The following is a 20,382-nucleotide window of genomic DNA, read 5'->3' as shown; positions in this document are numbered from 1 at the left end:
GATCATGGCCACCGAACCAATGAATACCGCACCGACCAATCCCCAGAGCAATTCCGACGTGAAGATTCCCGAAGACGCGCTGATCATCATTCCCGTGCGCGAAATGGTGCTGTTCCCCGGCGCCATCGCGCCGATCGCGATCGCACGGCCGAAGTCGGTCGCCGCCGCGCAGCAGGCGCTGCGCGAGCAGCGGCCGGTCGGCATCGTCCTGCAACGCAGCCCCGAGACCGAGGAGCCCGGACCGGACGACCTCTATCGGGTCGCGACCATCGCCAACATCGTGCGCTACATCACCGCGCCCGACGGCACCCATCACATCGTCTGCCAGGGCGTGCAGCGCGCGCGCATCCTCGACTTCCTGCCGGCGACGCCGTTCCCGGCCGCGCGGATCCAGCAGATTCCGGAGCCGACCACCAGCACGCCCGAGATCGAGGCCCGCGGGCTGAACCTGCAGCGCCAGGCCATCGAGGCAATCGAGCTGCTGCCGCAGGCGCCGCCCGAACTGGTCGCGATGTTCCAGGGCACCACGGCGCCCGGCGCGCTGGCGGACCTGGCGACCTCGTTCATGGACATCAAGCCGCAGGACAAGCAGGAGGTGCTGGAGACCATCGACCTCGCTCTGCGTGTCGAGAAGGTGTCGAAGCATCTGGCCGAACGGCTGGAGGTGCTGCGCATCAGCAACGAGATCGGCCAGCAGACCCGCGCCAGCTTCGACGAGCGGCAGCGCGAAGCGATCCTGCGCGAGCAGATGGCGACCATCCAGCGCCAGCTCGGCGAAGGCGACGGCAAGGCGGCCGAGGTCGCCGAGCTGACCGCTGCCATTGCCAAGGCCAACATGCCGCCCGAGGCCGATGCACATGCGAAGAAGGAGCTGCGCCGCTACGAGCGCATGCCGGAGGCCGCCGGCGAGGCCGGCATGGTCCGCACTTACCTGGACTGGCTGATCGAGCTGCCGTGGGCACTGCCCGCGGAGAAGCCGATCGACATCAAGGAAGCGCGCCGCATCCTCGACGCCGATCACTTTGGCCTGGAGAAGATCAAGAGCCGGATCATCGAATATCTGGCGGTGCGCAAGCTGGCGCCGCAGGGCAAGGCGCCGATCCTGTGCTTCGTCGGACCGCCCGGCGTCGGCAAGACCTCGCTCGGCCAGTCCATCGCACGCGCGATGGACCGTCCTTTCGTGCGCGTCAGCCTCGGCGGCGTGCATGACGAGGCCGAGATCCGCGGCCACCGGCGCACCTATATCGGTGCGCTGCCCGGCAACATCATCCAGGGCATTAAGAAGGCCGGCGCCCGGAACTGCGTCATGATGCTGGACGAGATCGACAAGATGGGCCGCGGCGTGCAGGGCGATCCTTCCGCCGCGATGCTGGAGGTGCTCGACCCCGAGCAGAACGGGACGTTCCGGGACAATTACCTGGGCGTGCCCTTCGACCTGTCCCGCGTGGTGTTCATCGCGACCGCCAACATGCTGGACCAGATCCCAGGTCCGTTGCTGGACCGCATGGAGCTGATCAGCTTGGCCGGCTACACCGAGGATGAGAAGCTGGAGATCGCGCGGCGCTATCTGGTGCGGCGGCAACTCGAGGCCAACGGCTTGACGACCGAGCAGGCCGAGATCGAGCCGGAGGCGCTGAAGCTGGTGGTCAAGGGCTACACCCGCGAAGCCGGCGTGCGTAACCTCGAGCGCGAGATCGGAAAGCTGTTCCGCCATGCTGCCGTGCAGGTCGCCGAAGGCACGGCTGCCAAGGTCGTCGTGACGCCAAAGGATATCGGCACTGTGCTCGGCCAGCCGCGCTTCGAAGGCGAGATCGCGCAGCGCACCAGCATTCCAGGCGTGGCCACCGGCCTCGCCTGGACACCGGTCGGCGGTGACATCCTGTTCATTGAGGCCTCGCGGGTATCAGGCCGCGGCGGGATGATCCTGACCGGCCAGCTCGGCGAGGTCATGCGCGAGAGCGTGCAGGCTGCGATGACGCTGGTGAAAAGCAAGGCCACGCAGCTCGGCATCGATCCGCAGCTGTTCGAAAAAAGCGACATCCACGTTCACGTGCCCGCGGGCGCGACCCCGAAGGACGGACCGAGCGCGGGCGTTGCGATGTTCACGGCGCTGACGTCCCTGCTCACCAATCGCACGGTGCGCAGCGACACCGCCATGACCGGCGAGATCTCGCTGCGCGGCCTGGTGCTGCCGGTCGGTGGCATCAAGGAGAAGGTGGTGGCAGCCGCGGCCGCGGGCCTGAAGCGGGTGATGCTGCCGGCGCGCAACAAGCGGGATTACGACGACATCCCGCAGAGCGCGCGGGACAACCTCGAATTCATCTGGCTGGAGCGCGTCGACGAAGCCATCGCCGCGGCGCTCGAGCCGGCCGAGGCCAAAATCGAGGCCAAGGTCGAAGCGGCGGAGTGAATGCGATGAAGAAACTGCTGGAAAAAGCGAAGCAATCGCGAAAGACGCAGCGGTTGCGCCAGTTGCTCGATCGCGCCATAGACGGGGTTCGCGATGCGCTGGCGGCATCCGGACCGCGGCTTCAGCCGATCCCGGTCCGCGCGAAGCGCCGCAAGGGTTGAGCCCTCCGTCTCAAGTCCTCGCGACAGCCCCGAACAAAAGGCCCCCTCGCTCGAGGGGGCCTTTGCGTTGTTAGCCCACGGCGTCCTTGGCGGCCTTGACCGGGCGGGCGCGGACGATCTTCCGGGCCGGCTTGGCCTTGAACATCATCTCTTCGCCCGTGAACGGGTTGGTGCCCTTGCGCGCCTTGGTGGCGGGCTTCTTGATGACCACGAACTTGGCGAAGCCCGGCACCAGGAACAGGCCGTTCTTCTTGAGCTCCTTGTGACCGACGTCGGTCAGCGTCTCCATGACGCTCTTGACGTCACGCTTGGAAAGCTCGGTGGTGGTCGCGATCTTTTCGATCAGCTGCGATTTCGACATTTGGGTGGCCATCGTGTCTCCTCTGATTCGTTGACGGCTGCATATTAGACCAACCGGTGAAGGCCTATAGCCTTCTGCACAGTTTTGTCGGGGTTTTACGGGCTTTTTTGGCCCTCTGTGGCAAAAAACCCTGCTTTTTAGCCACTTCCGGAGCGGGAGAAGCCTCAGGCAGCGGATTTTACCTTGTTTCAAAGGCCCGCACGCAGCCTTGCTAAAGCTGATTCGATGCTTTCGACAAGCGATGACCGGCCTCTTTGTCGGAGTCCGGTCGCGATTCACCCTGGAAAATAAGGCTAGATCGTCGTGATGTGGCGATCGCGGGTACTTTCTCTCCCTTATTTCTAGGGAGCGCGACGAGCTTCGCTCGCGCTAGATACGTTCGATGATGACGGCCGGGGCCATGCCACCGGCCGCGCACATGGTGACGAGACCGCGCTTCAAGTCGCGCCGTTCAAGCTCGTCGAGCAGGGTGCCGATCAGGATCGAGCCGGTGGCGCCGATGGGATGGCCGAGCGCGATCGAGCCGCCGTTGACGTTGACCTTGGCGCGGTCGAGCTTGAGGTCGCGGATGTATTTTTCCGCAACCACGGCAAAGGCCTCGTTGATCTCGAACAGGTCGATGTCGTCGATGGTCAGCCCCGCCTTCGCCAACACCTTGCGCGTCGCCGGCACCGGCGCGTTCAGCATCAGCGTCGGCGAGTCCCCCATATTCGCCATCGCGACGACGCGGGCGCGCGGCTTCAGGCCGTGCGCCTTGGCGTAAGCGGGCGAAGCCAGAAGGATCGCGGCGGCGCCGTCGACGACGCCGGACGAGTTGCCGGCGTGGTGCATGAAGTCGATCTCGAGGTCGGGGTATTTCTGCAGGATCAGGCCGCGATAGGTCGTGCCCCTGTCGTCGAGCGCATGGTCGGCGACTGCGGGGAATGCGGGCTTCAAAGCGCTCAGCCCTTCCATCGTGGTCTGCGGCCGCGGATATTCTTCATGGTCGAGCGCGAGGCTGCCGTCCTCGCGATGCACCGGCACGAGGCTCTTCTTGAAGTGGCCGTTCGCGATCGCATGCGCGGCACGCTTCTGACTTTCGAGGCCGAGCGCGTCGACGTCCCTTCGCGTGATGCCTTCCAGCGTCGCGATCGCGTCGGCGCAGACGCCCTGATGCGACTGCGGATGCCGCGCTCGCAGGCGCAGATTGCCGTTGTCCATCATCATCGGACCGCCGCCGCGGCGTCCTTCCATCGACATCATCTCGCAGCCGCCGGCGACGACGAGGTCCTCCGTGCCCGACATGATCGAGCTTGCGGCCATGTTGACGGCGGTGATGCCGGAGCCGCAGAAGCGGTCGAGCGTTACGGCACTCGCGCGCACGTCGTAGCCGGCGTCCAGCGCCGACATGCGGCCGAGATCGCCGCCTTGCGTTGCGACCTGCGCGCTGCAGCCCCAGATGACGTCGTCGACGTCGGCGGTGTCGATGCCGGTGCGCGTCGCGAGCGCGCGCAGCACGGTTGCTCCCAGCTGCTGCGGATGAATGCCCGAGAGCGCCCCCTTGCCGGCCTTGCCAACGCCCCGCGGGGTCCGGCAGGCATCGATGATGAGTGCGTCGATCATTGGCATTATCCTCTTGTTGAACGGTTGGAAGCGTTTTGAATCAGCGGGCGAAGGGAGTCAATGCGCGCTGGCGGAACCGCCTCACCCCGCCCTCTCAACGCGAGCCAAGCTCGTCGCCCTTCCGCAAGAGCGGGGCGAGGGAGAGCAATCAAACCCCCGCTGCGTTCTTCGCGATCACGTTGCGATAGAAGCTGGCGCTGAGTTTCGGCGTACGCACCTGCGTATCGAAATTGACGTGGTAGAGCCCAAAGCGCTTGTTGAGCCCAAATACCCATTCGAAATTGTCCATCAGGCTCCAGAGGAAATAGCCGCGCACCGGCACGCCTTCGGCGGTGGCGCGCTGGAGCTGGGCCAGGTAGTTGCGCAAATACATGATGCGGTCGGTGTCGTAGATCTTGCCGTCGGGCGTCACGACGTCGTCGCCGGAGGTGCCGTTCTCGCTGATATAAATCGCGTCCGTTTTCCAGATCTTTGCCGCCAGCTTGGGCACCCAGTAGATCGTCTCGGGGCCGACGCGCAGCCAGTCCGAATTCATGTGCGGGAAGGATTTCGGGATCGGCAGCGGCATGAAGCCCGCGCCCTGGTCGGAGGCCACCACATAGTTCTGCGGCGCGTAGATGTTGAGGCCGAGGAAATCGACCGGCGAGGAGATGATCTTCAGCTCCGCATCCGTGTATTTCGGCGCGTCGCGCCCGGCGAAATTCAGGAAGGCGTCGGTGTACTGGCCCGTCATGATGACGTTGAGATAGCCGGCGTTCATTTCGCGCAGCGCGATCTCTGCGGCGCGGACGTTCTCCGGCGTGTCGATCGCGGGGGCACAGGCATCGATGTTCTCCGCCGGCCCCACCCTGGTGCCACGGCGGCCATGGGCGCGTACCGCCTGCACCGCAAGCCCGTGCGCGAGCGCGCTGTTGTGCCTGATCTGGTTGACCTCGGCTTGTGGCAGCGTCACGCCGGGCGCGTCGATGCCGATGCCGTAGCCGAAATACACGAAGCGACCGCTCTCGTTCAGTGTGAATACGTTCTTGACGCGATCGGTCAGGTGCTCGGCGACATAGGCCGCGTAATCACCGAAGATCTTGCAGGTCTCCGTCGACCGCCAGCCGCCAAACCGGTCCTGGAGCGATTGCGGCAGGTCCCAATGATAGAGCGTCAGCCACGGCTCGATGCCGTTCTTGAGGAGTTCGTCGACCAGGCGGTTGTAGAAATCGAGTCCCTTCGGGTTGGGCTTGCCGTCGCCGTCCGGAAACAGCCGCGGCCAGGCCACCGAGAAGCGATAGGCCTTGCAGCCGAGCTCCCTGATGAGCGCGATGTCCTCCTTGTAGCGGTGATAGTGCTCGTTGGCGCGGTCGCCGGTCGAGCCATCCTCGATCTTGCCGGGGATGCGGACGAACTTGTCCCAGATCGAGGCCCCTCGCCCGTCCTCGTTGACCGCGCCCTCGACCTGATAGGACGAGGTCGCCGTGCCCCAGACGAAGCCCGCGGGGAAACCGTCCACGTTTCGCGGCGGCGATGCGGGCTTGGCGTCCGCGACCTCGAGAGGATTGGCGATTCCGGCTGCGGACAATCCCGCCAGCGTGGCGAACTGGCGACGCGAGACCTTGTCCGACATTGATCGTGCTCCGGGGTGATGCTCTTTCGGTGGCACCATGGCGAATCGCGGGTCGTTTGAGAAGCGGGCGAGCCGAGGGCCGAGGATGCAGGATTGCGGAATGCGACAAAGTTGTCCGAAAGGGGCTAGGGCGATCGTCGGCAGAGCTACCCCAAAGCCGAAATACCAGCCCCACCGTCATTCGAATTCCAGCCCAATCCGGCAAGGAAGTTGTCAGTTCCCTCGATACGAGGGCCCGTAGGCTCACAGAATGCCATATACCGCTCGGAAATTACGACCAAACTTCGCAAATATGGCGTATGCTGCAGCCATCGCCGCTCCGCTCTGGGCGATTGTCTGTCTGCACCGGTCAAGCAAGAGAACGACTGACTTATGACGCGGTTTGACCGCATCAGACTGTGGTAACCTCTTCCGCTTGACCAAGCGCCTGTCCTGCCAGGGATACAATGACTGACCCGCGTCAGAGCCACCGTGAATTCGAGGTAGATGTATGTCGTATGCCTACAAGCTGAATGAAGACGTTCGCCACCAGCCCCAAGGCCCACAAGGACGTGCCGCAACTGAGCCACCGATGATTTACACCATCGTCCAGCATATGCCCATCGAGTCCGATGGACGTCTCCGATACCGCATCAAGTGCAAGTCGGAGAAAATCGAGCGAGTCGTCACGGAAGATCAGCTTTCGTATTCGCAGTGATCGCTTGATGACGGCGGGAATCCAGCGCGGATGAATTGGCTCGGTGTTGCCATGACCAACGACGGGACCGTTCTCGTTGCTTGGCGAGCCTGGATTGCGGAATGTCTGCCTGGGTCGGGAGCAGACATGAGGTCCTTCCGCCGCGGTGGCGCGCGGGCTTCCGCGATCAGCGCGAGCGCTTCGGCAACTTTGGCAGCTTGTCGGGATTGAACGGCGGCATCTGCCCGGTTCGTTCAGGTGCGGGCGCCTGCTGTTCCGTCAGAATCAGCGTACCCTGGAGGATCATTCCCGGCGCTTGCGCTGCCGTCGCCGTGTAGGTCGCCACCTTGCCCGGGCAGTTTCCCTCGATGTCCAGCGTGAGCTCATCGTCGACGCCGAACACGGTTGCGCGTCCGTCGGTATGGCGCTTCGTCGACACGGTGGCGGTGAAGCGATCGCCGTCGACCTTGCAAGAGCCGTGATAGGTCATCAGGCTGTCGCAGCCCCAGATCTGTCCGTCTGCGATATGGACGATCCCGGTCCCCTGATCGAGCGGCGTCTTGTACCAGGCGGCGTAGGTGCCGTCCTTCAACATGGGAGCAGTCTCCCCTGGTATTTCCTCGCGCATATCGACACGATCAGCGCTAACAAAGCGTTAATCGCGCGGCCCGAGCCAATCCGGGCTATTCCTGCGCAGCTCGGCCTCCAGGTCTTCAATGATGCTGTGAAGCAGACAGGCGGCAAGTGGATCGGTCACTTCGCGCTCCAAATGCCGGTACCGCGCGATCTGGAATTCCTGCTCTCTCAACTGGTGCTCTGTCATCGGACGGGCCCTCCGACGAACCGACGCAGAGACAGCCGAACAGTTTCGTTACAATTTTAGGATCATTCGCTATGGTTTCCAATCGGTAAAAACAACGCGACGCCAAGCTTCGCCGGCGGGCGGGATCATCGGAGATGTCAAAAGGTCGATACGCTGACACGCACCGCTGTCACGGCACGTCGCCGCCGCTGCGACTTCCACCGATGCTGTGCGGCTTATTGAGGAAGAACTCCCGGTTACCGAGAGCCGCCTCCGCGTACTGATCAATCGCAACCTGGATGGCCTCGATGTGCATGCGGCACCAACCCTCGAGGCAGGACAGGCGCCGCGCATGATGAAGCGCCTTCAGAAATTCCGGCGGCTCCTGCATGTCGGAGAAGTAGGTCGGCCTCTCCCCCTTCATGCTCGTGCCATCTTTCGCGGCGGAACAAGGCTGCGCTTCTCAACCCCGACGCGCGATGGCATCGGCCGACGGCGGGGAACGAACAGGCTGGCGACGACGATCGGGTCGGTGTCTCCGAGCGCGGCCCGCTCCTGAACGAGCCCGCTCATTACCGTGCGCATCTTCATGACTTCGCCTGCGACGAAGCTGCAGTCCTCGTCCCTGTTGATCTGCTCATGCATGATCGCCTCGGCCTCACGCATGCTGACGCGTAACGCCCTGATGATCCTGCGGATTTCGTTGATGCGGTTGTCCATGGCTCGCTCCCTTGGCTGGACGAGCAGCATAAGAACAAAACATGAACAATGAGTCAATCGGCTTGAGGTAGAGCAGAGCCGGCGTGACACGCCATGCCGGGCGGCGCCAACCCGGGCTTACCGAGCCAAGATCAGAACGTCACCCGCATCCCCGCATAGAACGCACGCGGCCTTGCCGGACTGAGCGAGCGCGGGTCGGTGAACTCGGCACCGCCATTGGTGAAGTTGGGCACGGCTTCGCGGTCGAAGAACTGTCCGTAGGTCGCGTAGCGCCTGTCGAAGATATTGTCGATCTTGCCGTAGAGCTGGACGTTCTTGGTCACCTGGTAGGACGTGTGCAAGTTGAACACGGTGTAGGACGGCAGCTTCGTATATTGGTTGGACTCGTCGCCGACCAGATATTGGCTGGAGACGAACAGCGCGTTGCCGCCAACCTTCCACACGTCGGTGACGGCATAGTCGATGCCGACCTTGACGCGATGGCGCGGGATCGCGGGGAGCTGGTTGCCGGGTAGCACCTGAATGGTCTCGGTGACAGTATCCCTGAACGGGCTTTCGGAACCGAGCGCGAAAGCGTCGAGATAGCGTGCGTCGACGAAAGCGTAGCTCGCCTGAAACTGAAGCGTGGGCGACTTGATGTTGACCTCAGCTTCGAGCCCCTGACGCCTGGTACGGCCGACGTTGGAGAAATAGCCGAAGCCGGTGCGGCCGACTGCGGGAACGGCGACGATGTCGTCGTAATTGGTGGCGCGGAAGCCGCCGATTTTCCAGCCGAGCGTGCCGATGTTCAGCTCCCTGCTGCCGCGCAGGCCCGCTTCCACGGTCTTGGACACGACCTGCTTCAATGGCGGATCGGAGACGAGAAACGCGGCAATCAGACAGGGACGGGCTGGATCCGAGCAGCCGAGCTCGAGCGGCGTCGGAACGCGGTTGGCCTCGGAATAGCCGGCGTAGGCCGTCAGCTCCGGCGTGATCTTGTAGGTGCCGCCGATTACCGGATTGAAGCGGGTGAAGGTGTGATCGCCGTTGAGATCGGTCCCGAGCTGATCCTCCAGCGTGATGCGCGCGACGTTGAACCGGCCGCCGCCGGTGACGGCGAAGGCGTCCGTGATATTGAACGTGTCCATTGCGTAGAGGCCGTTATATTGATTGACGGTCCGCAGCGAGACAGGGCCGGCAACGGTATCAGGTACGCCAGTCGGCCCCAGGAAGAGGCCGCCGCCGCTGACGACGTAGCTTTCTCCGATCGTGCCGATTTCGGCGGTGGCGTTATAGCGCGTGACACTGGCGTCATAGGTCGCGCCCATCACGAAGCGGTTGTCGTGGCCGAACAGCTGGTCGGTGTTGGTGGCCTGCCCCGACACGCCGAAGGTGGTCGAACGTATCGAGCTCCGGTCGATCTCGCCGAGGATGGTCCCGGACGCGAAAGGATTGGCAAGCGGCAGGCCGTTCACGCCGTTTGCCGGTGTGGCGCCGTCGCCGAAGCAAAGAAGCCCAGCGAGCCCCGGGTCAGTGCATTCCTGCGCGTCGGTCGGATTGCCGTCGACGAGCTTCTGCTCGTACCTGCGCACATGCGCGGTGCCTTCGAGTGTCCAGGTCGGCGTCGCATCGACCTTGCCCGTCAGGTTGAGATAGCCGACGCGGTTGGAAGTGGTCTGCGGGGTCGTGTAGGTCGCGCCCCAATATTTGTCGAGCAGCTCGGCGGGAACGGTGGCGTTGGCGCCGAAATCGTTCTTGGCGACGCCCATGTTGGCGTGGAATTCGCTGTCGCCCGCCTTGTAACCGACGTCGCCGTAGAAGCGCCGCACGTCCGATTGGGAGAAATTGCGGAAGCCGTTGTCGTGCAGGCCTTCGAGCGCGGCATAGACGCCGTAGTTCTTGTCGACCGTCTTGCCCCATTGCGCCGAGCCCTGAATGCGGCCGAACGAGCCGCCCATGAGATCAAGCTCCGCGCCCTGATAGGTAAAACCGTCCTTCATTTGCAAATTGATCGCGCCGCCCAGCGCGTTGAGGCCGAAGGCGGGATTGTTGGTCACGAGCGTCACCGACCGGATCGCCGCGGTCGGGATCAGGTCCCAGTTGACGGCGTCGGAGAAGGCCTCGTTGATGCGAACCCCGTTCTGATACACAGCGAGGCCTTGCGGCGTGCCCGTCACCGGCGAGGCAACGAAGCCGCGGAATTCGACATCCGGCTGAAATGGATTGCCGGTAACCTCGCTGATGTTGACGCCGGCGATGTTGTCGCGAAGCGCGTCGGTGATGTTCAGCGAGCCGGTGCGCTTGATCTGGCTGGCGTCGACGGCGTTGATCGCCGAGGGGACCTTGTCGACGTCAAGACCTCTGCCGGTACCCGGCGCGGTCGGATAGACGTAGAGGCGCGTCTTGGGGCTGGCGGATGACGGCGCTCCGATGTGCGCGACCGGACGCGATGACGCGGTGCGCCGCGCCGTTGACCGCGGCGGCGCCGTCACCTCGACCGGCGGCAGGTTCTGGACGTTGGTTTCCTCGTCCTGCGCGGCCCCCGCGGGGATCGCGAAGACGGAGAGCAGCCCGGTCGAAACCAAGGCGATCAACAAACGACGATTGAACCCAAGAGGCTTGAACCCAATAGGCTTGAACCGAAAACGCTTGAACCAAACACGATCGCCCATCCCAGCCTTCCCATCCGTGACCACCGACTGTTTTGATCTTCCCCCGGTTGGTCGAGACGAGTGTAATCGGCAGGAATGCGTGCGCCACCACAAAAGGTCGGGCCGTATCGCACCAAATTTCCCGACCAAATCGGGAATTTTTCCCGACGCGATCAGGCCGCTGCCGTCGGGACCAGGGCCTCTACGGTCAGACCACCGTCACCCGAGACGACGTTGAGCGTGCCGCCCAGCGCGAGAATCCGCTCGCGCATGCCGACGAGCCCGAAGCCGAGCTTTTGGCCGGGCTCCATGCCGCGGCCATTGTCGCTGACCCGCACCCGGGCACAGCTGCGGCCGTCGCTTGCCGCCTCCGCCACCGGCTCGATGACGACGTTAACCGAGGTCGCGCCGGCGTGGCGGAACACGTTGGTGAGCGCCTCCTGCACGATGCGGTAGATGGTGAGGTCGGCGGTCTCCCCGGTGACGCCAAGCGCCGGCGAGATCACGGTCTCGATGGTGACATCGGGATGCGACTCCCGCCACAGCCGCGACAGCGATTCCAGCGCCTGGCGCAGGCCGAACTCGGCCAGGCCGACTGGCCGGAGGCGCTCCAGCACGCGGCGATTGAACTGCTGAAGCGCGTTGATCTGCTCCAGCATGGCACTGCCGTGTTTTCGCACGGCCTCCGCATTCGGGGCGCGTCCGTCCGCCTGCTTCGCCAGCGCGCTGGCATGCGCGCGTAGCGAGAACAAGTATGGCCCGAACTCGTCATGGAGCTCGCGCGCGATCTCCTTGCGCTCGACGTCCTGGAGCGACACCGTTCGCTCGGCGAGGCGCCGCTTGTCCTCGATGGCGTCACTGAGCGTTGCCGCAAGATGGTTGAGCTTGGTGCAGATCGCGGCGAGTTCCGGCGCGCCGCCCGGCGCGACGCGCGCCTGATAACGCCCGTCTTCGAGCTCGGCCATCACGTCCGCAAGGGATTGGAGCGGCGCCAATGCCCGGCCGATCACATTCATCATCACCAGGAACAGCGCCAGCGCGATCACCGAGCCGACCTCGAGCTGGGTCACGATGGCGTCCCAGATCTCGGCGATCTCGTCATCGGGATGGGAGGTGATCAGCAGCGAACCCGGCTTGCCATGGATCGAGACGGGCACGCTCACCGCGGTCTGCTCGGGATGAACCAGGCTGACGAACCAGGCCGGCGGCGCGCGGGTGTCGTCATCGGCGTCGGTCCGGGGCTGCGTCAGCGGACGGCCGGCTTCGTCCCGAAGCGCGATGCTGACATGGCGCAGGCGGCTGAGGTCGCGTGCGATCTGGTTCAGCCTGGCATCCGGATCGGGCGCCTCGTTGAGATCCGCAACGATCATCTCGATGAATTCGCGCGCGAGCCGGATCACGCTCTGGTCCTCGGCCTGCACGCGCGGCCCGGCTTCCGCGACCTGGCGGCCGATATTGACGGCGAGTCCCAGCGCCAGCAGCAGCGCCAGCAGCAGGTTGATGCGCCCGCGCAAGGATAGATTTTGCCACATTGGTATCGCCCGTGCCCCCGCGAAGGATTGGCCTGCCCCTTGTCCGATAACGTTGACAGAGGCGAAGCGCCCGATATCTAATCGAAAGCGTACAGCAATCCCGGCCGGGCGCGAAACAGGCCAAGACGCTGTCGCGAGGAACGCCTATGCGCATTTTGATCGTCGACGATCATCCCATCGTCGCCTCCGGCTGCCGTGCCGTGCTGGCGGACGAGGGCGAGATCGAGATTTTGGAGGCCGCCGACGCCGAAGACGGCGAGTGCGTCTTCATCGTCGAGCGCCCCGACCTCTCGATCATCGACATCAACCTGCCGACCGTGTCCGGCTTCGAGCTCGCGCGCCGCATCCTCGAGCGCGCGCCCGAGGCCCGGATCATCATGTTCAGCATGAACGACGACCCTGCTTTTGCCGCGCGGGCGATCGAGTGCGGCGCCAAGGGCTATGTCTCCAAGACCGGTGACCCCGACGATCTCGTCGAGGCGATTCGCACCGTCGGCGGCGGCGGCACCTATCTGCCGAGCGCGATCGCGCGCAGCATCGCCTTTGCGGGACCCGCGCTGGCGCAAAGCCCGCTGTCGAAGCTGAACGCGCGCGAGATGGAGATTTTGCGGCTGCTCAGCGCCGGAAAGAGCCTATCCGAGATCGCCTGGCTGGTGCAGTCGTCCTACAAGACTGTCGCCAACACCTCGTCCATCATGCGCCAGAAGCTCGGGGTGAAAACCTCTGTCGAGCTGGTGCGGCTGGCGATCGACAGCGGCGTGGCCTGACGGCCGCCGCGAATTCGGTCACACAAGCGTTGCAATCCTGATGTGGTTTGATGCCACGGAGCATAACGGCATGACGATCCAGACTGTCTCGACCAATACATCCTATGGCGGCGTGCAGGGCGTGTATCGCCATGCCAGCCAGGCGACCGGAACCGACATGACGTTCTCGGTCTATGTTCCCCCGCACGCACAGGGCGCCAAGCTGCCTGTGGTCTGGTATCTCTCCGGCCTCACCTGCACGCACGCCAACGTCACCGAGAAGGGCGAATTCCGCAAAGCCTGCGCCGAGCTCGGCTTGATCTTCGTCGCGCCCGACACCAGCCCGCGAGGCCCCGACGTGCCCGGCGATGCCAATAATGCCTATGATTTCGGTCTTGGCGCCGGCTTCTATGTCGACGCGACGGAAGCGCCGTTTTCAAGCAATTATCGCATGTGGAGCTACGTCACCGACGAACTGCCGAAACTCGTGGCGGAAAATTTTCCGGTCGATGCGAAGCGCCAATCGGTGATGGGCCATTCGATGGGCGGCCATGGCGCGCTGACGGTCGCGCTGCGCAACCCGCACCGTTTTCGCGCGGCCAGCGCCTTTGCGCCGATCGTCGCGCCGTCGCTCGTGCCCTGGGGCATCAAGGCGTTGACCGGCTATCTCGGGCCGAACAAGGACATTTGGCGCAGCCACGACACGGTGGCGCTGATCGAGGACGGCGCGAAGTTTTCAGGCTTCCTCGTCGACGTCGGCGAGGCCGATAACTTTTTGAAAGAGCAGCTTCGTCCTGAATTGCTGCAGGCGGCCTGTGCCAAGGCCAACATTCCGCTGACGCTGCGGCGGCAGGCGGGCTACGACCACAGCTATTACTTCATCTCGACCTTCATGGGCGATCACCTGCACTGGCATGCGGAGCGATTGAAGGGGTAAATATCTCCCTCACGGCTTGCCGTAGTTCGGCGCCAGCAAGCGGTTGCGGATCAGATAGCTCATCGTGCGCGTCCAGGATTCATCGGTGTTGCCGCGCATATCGGCGCTGGCGGCCGTGATCATGTTGCCGGTCTTCACGTCGCGCAGGTAGATGTTCAGATTGATGATCAGGTTCGAGACCTTCTGCACCATGCCAGTGATTTCCAAATCGGCACCCAGCTGCCCGGCAAGCTTGAGGTCGCAGCCGCCGCAGGCCTGCAGATTGGCGTGACGGGCCGCATCCCGGACCGGCGCAATATCGATCAGCTGGAACCTGCCTGACTCAACCAGTGCCTTGCGCAACTGCTCGCTGATGAGGTCGAGCCGCGCTTCCTCGGGCTTGGAGCCGTAGAACTCGCCAGGCAGGCTGGTGTCGATCAGTTCGAAATCGAACACCGCGAGTTTCGGCGGATCGGCGAATGCGGCCGAGCCCGTCAACAGCAAAGCGGCGAAACATATCAGCGCTCGCATGATCGTGATTCCCGGCGTGGCGGCGTGAGGACGAAATGCGGGGTTGCATGCCCTGACAAATCGGTCATGCTTTAGCAGAGACAATTCTCCATCGGCGGTCAAGCCGGGGAGAACATCTGGAGGAAACATGATCCGATGGTTGGTCGGCCTGATCTGCCTGGGTTTTGCTGCGACGAGTGCGCTCGCAGCCGACCCTGTCATGATCGGCGTCGGCTATCTCGGAATCGCCGGCACCAGATCAACGCTGTCGCTGGTCGAGCAGCCCGCGGAGAATGACGGCGTCGCCGGCGCACGCCTGGCCATCGAGGACAACAACACTACCGGCAAATTCCTCAACCAGCGATTTGCGCTGGAGGAGCGTCGTATCAAGGAGGGCGAAGATGCCGTGCAGGCCGCGACAGAGCTCGCCGCACGCAACGGCTTCATCATCGCCGACCTGCCGGCCGACACGCTGCTGAAGGTCGCCGACGCCCTGCGCGAGCGCGGCACGTTGCTGTTCAACGCCGGCGCGATCGACGAGCGGCTGCGCGAGGCCGATTGCCGTGCCAACGTCATCCACACCGCGCCGACGCGCGCAATGCTGGCCGATGCGCTCGGTCAGTATCTGGTGTGGAAGCAATGGAAGCGCTGGCTGCTCGTGGTTGGCTCGCATGACGAGGACAGACTGTTCGCCGATGCGCTCCGGCGCACCGCGACGCGGTTCGGCGCCAAGATCGTGCAGGAGCGCAGCTTCGAAGACAAAGGCGGCGCGCGCCGCACGGACTCCGGCGTGACGCTGATCCAGCGGCAGATGCCGGTGTTCACGCAACAAGCTCCGGCCTATGATGTACTGGTCGCCGCTGACGAGAGCGAGGTGTTCGGCGCCTACCTGCCCTATCGCACCTGGGATCCACGGCCTGTCGCGGGCTCGGCCGGCCTCGTGCCGCGGAGCTGGGACGCTGCGCAGGACCAGTGGGGCGCGATCCAGATGCAGAACCGCTTCGTCAAGCTCAACGCGCGGCGGATGACTGCGCTCGACATGCAGGCGTGGACCGCCGTGCGCATGATCGGAGAGGCCACGTCGCGCACCAATTCCGGCGAGGTCAAGAAGGTCACCGATTTCATCAAGGGCCCGGAGTTCTCGGTCGCCGCCTTCAAGGGCACGAAGCTGACCTTGCGCGACTGGAACCTGCAGCTGCGCCAGCCGATCCTGCTGGTCGATGGCCGCATGGTGGTGTCGGTGTCGCCGCAAGAAGGTTTCCTGCACCAGGTCTCCGAGCTCGACACGCTCGGCTATGACCGCCCGGAGAGCAAATGCAAGCTGAAGTGAGGACATTAAAGTGAGGACTTGGACGTTCCGCGCGTGGCGTGTTGGGTTGCTGTCCGGATTGGCGCTGGCGGCAGCGCCGGCGCATGCGTTCATCGCCTATGTCTCGAACGAGAAGAGCAACACGGTGTCGGTGATCGATACCGAAAGCTGGACGGTGACCAAGACCATCAAGGTCGGCCAGCGCCCGCGTGGCATCGACTTCACGCGCGACGGAAAGTTCGTGATGGTCGCGGTCGGCGACGACGACACGATCCAGATGATCGACGCGAAGACGCAAACCGTGGTGGACAGCCTGCCCTCCGGTCCCGACCCTGAATTGTTCGCCCAGGATGCCGCCGGCAAGGTCCTCTATGTCGCCAACGAGAACGACAACACAGTGACCGTGATCGACCTCGAGAAGCGCGCTCGCCTTGGCGACATCCAGGTCGGCGTCGAGCCCGAGGGCATGACCATCAGCCCGGACGGCAAGACGCTGATCAACACGTCCGAGACCACCAACATGGCGCATTTCATCGACACGTCGTCGCGCCAGATCGTCGCCAACGTGCTGGTCGACGCGCGACCGCGCTTTGCCGAATTCAAGCACGACGCTTCCGAATTGTGGGTGTCCTCGGAGATCGGCGGCACCGTCTCGATCATCGACCCCGGAAAGCACGAGGTGACCGGCAAGATCAATTTCGAGATTCCGGGGTTGAGGAAAGAGGCGATCCAGCCCGTTGGCATCGGCATGACCCGGGACGACAAGACCGCCTTCATCGCGCTCGGTCCCGCCAATCGCGTCGCCGTGGTCGATACCGCCTCGCGCAAGGTGACGAAATATCTGCTGGTGGGACAGCGGGTCTGGCACATGGCATTCACCCCGGACGAAAAATTTCTGCTCACCACCAATGGCGTCTCGAACGACGTCTCCGTCATCGACGTCGCCGCGCAAAAGGTGATCAAGACCATTCAAGTGGGCGAACTGCCCTGGGGTATCACGATCGCGCCATGACCAGCCCTGTTCCCATCGCCGAACAACGCGAAACACCAAGGCCCGATCCGGCGACCGTGCCCGCGCTATCGATCGACGACGTCAGCCACGCCTATGGACCGCGCCGCGCGCTGATGGACGTGTCCTTCAACGTGCAGCCCGCGAGCTTCACGGCCCTGCTTGGCCTCAACGGGGCGGGCAAGAGCACGCTGTTCTCGCTGATCACGCGCCTGTTCGGCATCCAGTCCGGCCGCGTCGGCATTTTCGGCCATGACATCAGCAAGAGTCCCGGCGAGGCGCTGCGGTTGCTCGGCGTCGTGTTCCAGCCGCGCACGCTCGATCTCGATCTGTCGCTGACGCAGAACCTGCTCTATCACGCCGCACTCCACGGCATCAGCCGCCGCGAAGCCGGCGCTCGAGCCGCCGAGCTGCTCGGTCGCATCGGGCTTACCGAGCGCGCCGGCAGCAAGGTGCGCGATCTCTCGGGCGGGCAGATGCGGCGGCTGGAGATCGCCCGGGCGCTGCTGCACCGGCCGCGCCTGCTCTTGCTGGACGAGCCGACCGTCGGCCTCGACGTCAAGGCGCGCGCCGACATCATCAGCCATGTGCGCCAGCTCGTGAGCGAGCAAGGCATCGGCGTACTCTGGGCCACGCATCTGTTCGACGAAATCATGGCCGGTGACGATCTCGTGGTGCTGCATCAGGGCAAGGTGCTGGCGCAGGGACCGATGAGCCGCGTCGTCGCGGAAGCCGGCGCGCAGGACGTCAACACCGCCTTCATGCGCCTGACCGGCGCGCAGACCCTGCCGGGCGGCGGCGCATGAGCAGCATCACCACGCGCGAGGCGCAGCGCGGCTTCTCGGCCGCCGAATACATGACCTGCCTCACGGGCATTGTCTGGCGCGAGGGACTGCGCTTCCTGCACCAGCGCGAGCGGTTCGTCTCGGCGCTGGTGCGGCCGCTGGTCTGGCTGTTCATCTTCGCCGCCGGTTTCCGCCAGGTGCTCGGCATCTCCATCATCCCGCCCTACGAGACCTACATCCTCTACGAGGTCTTCATCGCGCCGGGGCTGATGGCCATGATCCAGCTCTTCAACGGCATGCAGTCCTCGCTCTCGATGGTCTATGACCGTGAGATGGGGAACATGCGCACGCTGCTGGTGAGCCCACTGCCGCGCGCCTACCTGTTGTTCTGCAAGCTGCTCGCGGGCACCGCGGTGTCGCTGCTCCAGGTCTACGCGTTCCTGCTGATAGCCTGGTTCTGGGACATCACCCCTCCCCTATCGGGCTATCTCACCGTGCTGCCGGCCCTGATCCTGTCCGGACTGATGCTGGGCTCGCTGGGCATGCTGATCTCCTCCGGCATCAAGCAGCTGGAGAACTTTGCCGGCGTGATGAATTTTGTCATTTTCCCGATGTTCTTCGCTTCATCGGCACTCTACCCGCTCTGGCGGGTGCAGGAGGGCAGCCCATATCTCTACTATGTTTGCGAGGCCAATCCGTTCACCCATGCGGTCGAGCTGATCCGCTTCGCGCTGTACGGACAGATCAACTGGATCTCGCTGGCGGTGGTCGCGACCTGCACAATCGTCTTCATGATCGGCGCGATTCTGGCCTATGATCCCTCGCGCGGGCTGGCGCGACGGGGGCCTGCGGGAGGCGAAGGATGACGGTTCGGGTTCTGGCCATGGCCGCTCTGATGCTCGCAGCCGCGAGCACGGCGGCACGCGCGGCCGATCCGCGCTATCCGGATTGGCCCTGCACGCAGGCCAAAGTGCCGGAAATTTCGCTCGCCGCCGTATGGGCCGGTCCTCCGCTCGACGACGTGCAGAACAAATGGAAGGACGACGCCAAGGTCAGCGCGCTGGTCGCCAAACTGTCGGCACGCAAGACGCCGCTGGACGAGGGCGAGAAGTTGGTGAAGGAGTTTTTGGCGGGCTCCGCGGCCGACAAGACCACGAACGCAAAACTGCTGTTCGCAGGCCTGTTCGACACGCTCAACGCTCAGCGCTCGCAGGTCATGAGCGGGCTGGAACGCGTCAGCCGCAAGCAGCGCGAAGCCGCCGACAAGATCCGCGAGGAGAGCGTCCAGCTTCAGGCGCTCCAAGGCGCCACGCCGCGCGACGAGGCTAAGGTCGATGCGCTCAGCAACGAGCTGATCTGGAAGACTCGCATTTTCGAGGACCGCCACAAGGTGGTGCGATTCGTCTGCGAGGTTCCCACCACCATCGACCAGCGGCTGTTTGCGCTTGGACGCGTGATCCAGCAGGAAATGGAATAGAGTCAGCCTCATTGACCGCTTGCGGCCGGTTCCCGCGCCTCCATGGCGATCATTAACCTGCCGCCGTGCTATATGCCGGAACCAAATCGGTCTAGGATGTCTTGTCGACGGGTAATCCAAGGCATCGGGAGGCCTCGATGGGAACCACGAAATTCATCCTCGCAGGCGCTGCAGCCATCAGCATGCTCGCAAGCAGCGCATTCGCTGACGATCTGACCGGAATGGTCACCCGGATAGATCGGCTCAACAGCACGATTTCGATCCAGCAGACGCAGAAGGGCACAGTCGGCGGCAGCGCAGGCGGCGCCGGCGCGCTCCAGGAGTATAAGGCCAAGGATGCCGCGATGCTCGACGCCGTCCACGCCGGCGACAGGGTGAGCTACTCTGCGACCGACAATAACGGGACGGGCACGCTGACGAAGTTGCAGAAGCAGTAAGCTTTTCCTCGCCTCTTCCCACGTGCGACAGGGCGTCATGGCCGGGCTTGTCCCGGCCATCCACGCACAGCCACGAGGCACCAAGAACGTGGATGCCCGGGCAAGCCCAGGCATGACGATCTCTTGCCTATTGCTCCGGCCGCGGCTCGGGCTGCGCCTCCTCAGTAGGAAGCTTTGCACGCTCCCAGCCGTCGGTGCCATCGGGATACCAGGCGATGTTGGAGTAGCCATACGCGAGCGCGCGCTTGGCGGCGTTCCAGGACATCCAGCAATCGGCCAGGCAATAGATCACGAGCAGCGCGTTCTTATCGCCGTGTGATGCACGCGCCAGGCCGCGCTGGAAATAGTCGTCCATGGCGGGCGGCAGCGTGCCGTAGCCGGTATCCGGCAGCCAGATGCTGCCCGGAATATTTTTGCGCGGCGCCTCGCGCCAAACGGTACCCGCGGGAAGGTTTTTCGGCTTCGGCGCGCGCGGCAGCACGTCGATGAAGGCGCCGCTCTTCGCGCGCCAAATCGCCTCGGCTTCTGACGTCGACAGCACGCGCGCGCCGCCGAGCGTCGGCGGCACGGGCGCGCGGTAGTTGTCGGTGCGATAGCCTTCGGGCTCGAACGGCTCCTGCTGCTGCGCAACGACCGGCGCCACCAGCACGGCGCCGACCAGCGCAGCCGCAAGGTGCCGCCTCATGG

At 64.2% G+C, this 20,382-nt stretch carries 21 protein-coding genes; 10 read left to right on the top strand and 11 right to left on the bottom strand.

The window, feature by feature from the left end:
* Positions 1-4 precede the first annotated feature (4 nt).
* Entirely contained in the window at positions 5-2,410 is a 2,406-nt protein-coding gene (gene lon, locus IVB54_RS12055; RefSeq protein ID WP_247453679.1) for an endopeptidase La, read from the top strand.
* Positions 2,411-2,415: 5 nt separating this feature from the next.
* Positions 2,416-2,571, top strand: a complete 156-nt coding sequence (locus IVB54_RS12050; RefSeq protein ID WP_247295101.1) for a hypothetical protein — start codon at positions 2,416-2,418, stop codon at positions 2,569-2,571.
* Between the two features lie 70 nt (positions 2,572-2,641).
* On the opposite strand, the gene IVB54_RS12045 is transcribed toward IVB54_RS12050, so the two are convergent.
* From IVB54_RS12045 to IVB54_RS12005, 9 genes are all read right to left on the bottom strand, one after another.
* Positions 2,642-2,944, bottom strand: a complete 303-nt coding sequence (locus IVB54_RS12045; protein WP_007601427.1) for an HU family DNA-binding protein — start codon at positions 2,942-2,944, stop codon at positions 2,642-2,644.
* 357 nt (positions 2,945-3,301) lie between these two features.
* On the bottom strand, positions 3,302-4,534 hold the full coding sequence (locus IVB54_RS12040) for an acetyl-CoA C-acetyltransferase (RefSeq protein ID WP_247443200.1): 1,233 nt from the start codon (positions 4,532-4,534) through the stop codon (positions 3,302-3,304).
* Positions 4,535-4,682: 148 nt separating this feature from the next.
* Positions 4,683-6,146, bottom strand: a complete 1,464-nt coding sequence (locus tag IVB54_RS12035; RefSeq protein WP_085361044.1) for a GH1 family beta-glucosidase — start codon at positions 6,144-6,146, stop codon at positions 4,683-4,685.
* A gap of 863 nt (positions 6,147-7,009) precedes the next feature.
* Complete coding sequence (locus tag IVB54_RS12030) at positions 7,010-7,417, bottom strand: hypothetical protein (RefSeq protein ID WP_018460275.1); 408 nt, start codon at positions 7,415-7,417, stop codon at positions 7,010-7,012.
* Positions 7,418-7,477: 60 nt separating this feature from the next.
* Positions 7,478-7,645: a hypothetical protein gene (locus IVB54_RS12025; RefSeq protein WP_162847266.1), complete on the bottom strand. Its 168-nt coding sequence runs from the start codon at positions 7,643-7,645 to the stop codon at positions 7,478-7,480.
* A 169-nt stretch (positions 7,646-7,814) separates the two neighbouring features.
* On the bottom strand, positions 7,815-8,048 hold the full coding sequence (locus IVB54_RS12020) for a hypothetical protein (protein ID WP_018460276.1): 234 nt from the start codon (positions 8,046-8,048) through the stop codon (positions 7,815-7,817).
* Positions 8,045-8,344, bottom strand: coding sequence for a hypothetical protein (locus IVB54_RS12015; protein WP_085384859.1), 300 nt, complete (start codon positions 8,342-8,344; stop codon positions 8,045-8,047). Before IVB54_RS12015 ends, IVB54_RS12020 begins: the two co-directional genes overlap by 4 nt.
* 131 nt (positions 8,345-8,475) lie before the next feature.
* A complete protein-coding gene (locus IVB54_RS12010; RefSeq protein ID WP_018460278.1) occupies positions 8,476-10,995 on the bottom strand; it encodes a TonB-dependent receptor in 2,520 nt (839 codons plus the stop codon).
* A gap of 152 nt (positions 10,996-11,147) precedes the next feature.
* The gene (locus tag IVB54_RS12005; protein WP_026233990.1) at positions 11,148-12,506 is read right to left on the bottom strand and encodes a histidine kinase; all 1,359 of its coding nucleotides are present in this window, start codon (positions 12,504-12,506) and stop codon (positions 11,148-11,150) included.
* A gap of 146 nt (positions 12,507-12,652) precedes the next feature.
* Between IVB54_RS12005 and IVB54_RS12000 the strand changes: the two genes are divergently transcribed.
* Together IVB54_RS12000 and fghA are read left to right on the top strand one after the other, a co-directional pair.
* Positions 12,653-13,273, top strand: a complete 621-nt coding sequence (locus IVB54_RS12000; RefSeq protein WP_018460280.1) for a response regulator transcription factor — start codon at positions 12,653-12,655, stop codon at positions 13,271-13,273.
* 70 nt (positions 13,274-13,343) lie between these two features.
* Positions 13,344-14,189 (top strand): S-formylglutathione hydrolase, encoded by an 846-nt coding sequence (fghA, locus tag IVB54_RS11995; RefSeq protein ID WP_018460281.1) that lies wholly within the window; start codon positions 13,344-13,346, stop codon positions 14,187-14,189.
* A gap of 9 nt (positions 14,190-14,198) precedes the next feature.
* Here the strand turns inward: fghA and IVB54_RS11990 are convergent, their stop codons facing one another.
* A complete protein-coding gene (locus IVB54_RS11990; protein WP_018460282.1) occupies positions 14,199-14,699 on the bottom strand; it encodes a DUF3280 domain-containing protein in 501 nt (166 codons plus the stop codon).
* A 127-nt stretch (positions 14,700-14,826) separates the two neighbouring features.
* On the opposite strand from IVB54_RS11990, the gene IVB54_RS11985 reads away from it, so the two are divergent.
* The 6 genes from IVB54_RS11985 to IVB54_RS11960 all read left to right on the top strand — a co-directional run bounded on the left by IVB54_RS11985 (position 14,827) and on the right by IVB54_RS11960 (position 19,695).
* Positions 14,827-16,008, top strand: a complete 1,182-nt coding sequence (locus tag IVB54_RS11985) for an ABC transporter substrate-binding protein (protein ID WP_018460283.1) — start codon at positions 14,827-14,829, stop codon at positions 16,006-16,008.
* 10 nt (positions 16,009-16,018) lie between these two features.
* Positions 16,019-16,999 (top strand): YVTN family beta-propeller repeat protein, encoded by a 981-nt coding sequence (locus IVB54_RS11980; protein WP_026233991.1) that lies wholly within the window; start codon positions 16,019-16,021, stop codon positions 16,997-16,999.
* The gene (locus tag IVB54_RS11975; RefSeq protein WP_018460285.1) at positions 16,996-17,802 is read left to right on the top strand and encodes an ABC transporter ATP-binding protein; all 807 of its coding nucleotides are present in this window, start codon (positions 16,996-16,998) and stop codon (positions 17,800-17,802) included. The genes IVB54_RS11980 and IVB54_RS11975 overlap by 4 nt, the downstream gene beginning before the upstream one ends.
* Positions 17,799-18,647, top strand: coding sequence for an ABC transporter permease (locus IVB54_RS11970; RefSeq protein WP_247361277.1), 849 nt, complete (start codon positions 17,799-17,801; stop codon positions 18,645-18,647). The genes IVB54_RS11975 and IVB54_RS11970 overlap by 4 nt, the downstream gene beginning before the upstream one ends.
* Positions 18,644-19,258 (top strand): hypothetical protein, encoded by a 615-nt coding sequence (locus tag IVB54_RS11965; protein ID WP_026233992.1) that lies wholly within the window; start codon positions 18,644-18,646, stop codon positions 19,256-19,258. Before IVB54_RS11970 ends, IVB54_RS11965 begins: the two co-directional genes overlap by 4 nt.
* Positions 19,259-19,395: 137 nt before the next feature.
* Positions 19,396-19,695, top strand: coding sequence for a copper-binding protein (locus IVB54_RS11960; protein WP_007601401.1), 300 nt, complete (start codon positions 19,396-19,398; stop codon positions 19,693-19,695).
* A gap of 127 nt (positions 19,696-19,822) precedes the next feature.
* Here IVB54_RS11960 and IVB54_RS11955 read toward each other — a convergent pair whose 3' ends face one another.
* Complete coding sequence (locus IVB54_RS11955) at positions 19,823-20,380, bottom strand: PQQ-dependent catabolism-associated CXXCW motif protein (RefSeq protein WP_018460288.1); 558 nt, start codon at positions 20,378-20,380, stop codon at positions 19,823-19,825.
* Positions 20,381-20,382: the final 2 nt, after the last annotated feature.

The organism is Bradyrhizobium sp. CW1 (assembly GCF_023100665.1).
Lineage (GTDB): Bacteria > Pseudomonadota > Alphaproteobacteria > Rhizobiales > Xanthobacteraceae > Bradyrhizobium > Bradyrhizobium canariense_D.
The sequence above is the reverse complement of the archived record's forward strand: the minus strand, read 5'-3'. Positions and strand labels throughout refer to the sequence as shown.